Annotated in this window: 1 protein-coding gene; it reads left to right on the top strand. The window is 72.6% G+C overall.

Annotated features, from left to right (window positions below; genetic code table 11):
• Positions 1-128: 128 nt before the first annotated feature.
• The gene (locus GJV64_RS14660) at positions 129-1100 is read left to right on the top strand and encodes an XdhC family protein (RefSeq protein WP_164158222.1); all 972 of its coding nucleotides are present in this window, start codon (positions 129-131) and stop codon (positions 1098-1100) included.
• The last annotated feature ends 95 nt before the right edge of the window (positions 1101-1195 follow it).

The raw sequence follows: 1195 nt of genomic DNA, 5'->3' as shown, positions 1-1195 counted from the left end.
CCCGCGGCCACCGCTGCACCGGCCGAACCGGCGCCGCAGCCGGCATCGGCTGGCGGCGGCCTGTCGCCGCTGTTGTGGGGCAGCGCGCTGATCATCGCCACCCTCGCCTTCCTGTGGTGGCAGTGGCAATGACCGGCGCGGGCGACGACGACCTTTCCACGCTGGCCACCGCGCTGGACTGGCGGCAGGCAGGCCATGATGTCGCCATCGCGACGGTGATCAGCACCTGGGGTTCTGCACCGCGCCGGGTGGGCAGCCACCTTGCGGTGCGCGGCGACGGCGTGTTTGCCGGCAGCGTCTCAGGCGGCTGCGTCGAGGCCGACGTGATCCTGTCTGCCCAGGAGCTGATGGCCGCGGGCACCGGCCACGCGCTGCTGGAGTTCGGCGTTGCCGACGATGTCGCCTGGCGCGCTGGGCTGGCCTGCGGCGGCCGCATCGCCATACTGGTGCAGCGGCTGGCGGGCGACAGCCTGGCACCTGCGCTGGTGGAACACGTGCTTGCGGCCACCGCCGCCGGCACTGGCCTGACGCTGAGCAGCGATCCAGCCTCTGGCATCAGCGCCATTGGCGATGGCGGCCCGTTCGTGCGGGCCTATCCGCCGCCGCGCCGGCTCTTCATCATCGGCGCCGTGCACATCGCGCAGGCGCTGGTGCCGTTGGCCACCGGGCTGGGCATCGCCGCGACGGTGATTGATCCGCGCGGTCTGTTTGCGGCGGACGAGCGCTTTGCCGGGCTGGAGCTTGACCGGCGCTGGCCCGACGAGGCGCTGGCCGACCTCAAGCCCAATGCCGCCTCGGCGCTGGTTGCGCTGACCCATGATCCCAAGATCGATGACGTGGCGCTGGCCTGCGCGTTGCGCTCGCCGGCCTTCTACATCGCCGCGCTGGGCAGCCGGAAGAACCATGCCGCCCGGCTGGAACGGCTTTCTGACCAAGGGTTTGGCTCGGCCGATCTGGCGCGCATCCACGGCCCGGCGGGGCTGGCCATCGGCGCTGCCAACCCGGCCGAGATCGCGCTGTCGATCGCTGCCCAGATGACGGCGGCATGGCGCGGTGCGCTGGTCGCGCCGGCCGCGCCAGCATTTCAGGGCGCGGGGTGAAGTTCGGCCCGGTTCCGCTTGCCGAAGCCGAAGGGGCGATCCTGGCCCACGGCCTGGTGGCCGGCGGCGTGCGGCTGGCAAAGGGCCGGGTGCTG

The sequence above is a fragment of the Sandarakinorhabdus rubra genome (assembly GCF_010994245.1).
In the GTDB taxonomy this organism is placed as follows: Bacteria; Pseudomonadota; Alphaproteobacteria; order Sphingomonadales; family Sphingomonadaceae; genus Sandarakinorhabdus; species Sandarakinorhabdus rubra.
Note: the sequence above shows the minus strand (reverse complement) of the source record. Positions and strands in the feature narration are given on the sequence as shown.